Origin of the sequence: Azospirillum himalayense (genome assembly GCF_042657465.1) — a bacterium.
In the GTDB taxonomy this organism is placed as follows: domain Bacteria; phylum Pseudomonadota; class Alphaproteobacteria; order Azospirillales; family Azospirillaceae; genus Azospirillum; species Azospirillum himalayense.
In genome coordinates this window covers 1-977 of the sequence record NZ_JBHSLC010000077.1, presented here as the reverse complement: position 1 = coordinate 977, position 977 = coordinate 1, and the positions used below count along the sequence as shown (strand labels likewise).

General features: G+C 67.9%; 1 protein-coding gene. It reads left to right on the top strand.

Annotation, left to right across the window (positions count from 1 at the left end):
- On the top strand, positions 1-977 hold a 977-nt coding region (locus tag ACFPMG_RS23895), incomplete at both ends, for an IS701 family transposase (RefSeq protein ID WP_376997718.1).

The window sequence follows — 977 nt, the reverse complement described above, 5'->3', positions numbered from 1 at the left end:
GCGCACCCGATCGACGGTGGCCGCGCTCGCGGTCGGTGCGGTGCTGGCGGTTGGTCCCCGCACCGTGGCCAACCTGCTGCACACCCTCGGCTTGGCGGACGATCCCGGCTTCGCCGCTTTTCACCGCGTGCTCAACCGGAACCGCTGGTCGGGGCTGAAACTCGCACGCACCTTGCTGAACGCCTTGGTCAGCGCCTTCGTCCCGGACGGCCCAATCGTCATCGGTGTTGACCATACTCTTGAACGGCGCCGGGGAGCCCATGTTCGCCCAGCAAGCCATTGCTTCGACTCCGTTCGGTCCTCAACGGAGCAGACGGTCACCAGCCGCGGATTGCGCTGGATGACCGCCATGCTGCTGGTCGAGGTTCCGTTCGCCGGCCGCATCTGGGCACTGCCGGTGCTGAGCGCATTGGTGCCGAGCCGTTCCTGGTGTGACACGCAGGGCCGGCACTATCGGCCGACCACCACCTGGGCCCGGGCCATCCTGCTGCGCTTGCATCGCTGGCTGCCGGACCGGCTTCTGGTCGCCGTCATGGATGGCGAATTCGCCGCACTGACCCTGCTCGACGCCGTCAGCCCGCACATGGTCGCGATCACTCGGCTGCGCCTGGATGCGCGCCTGTTTGATCCGCCACCAGATCCGCCCTTGACCTTGCGGCAGGTAATGAAGGGCGCCCGCCAGCCCAGCTTGCGGGCCCGTCTGACCGATAAGGCTACCATCTGGCGCCGGGCCGTCCAACCAAGCCGAACCCGGTGGCGCTCCGGCGGCTGGGTCGACTATGCCTCCGGAACGGCGCTGTGGCACCACCAGGGCAAGCCGATCGTGCCGATCCTCTGGGTGATGGTGCGCTATCCCGATGGCCGGCGCGATCCGGAAGCCTTTCTGTGCACCGACCTGTCGGTGCCGCCACGTACGGTGCTGGAATGGTTCAACCGCCGCTGGGCGATGGAGACGACCTATGAGGAGAGCCGGGCCC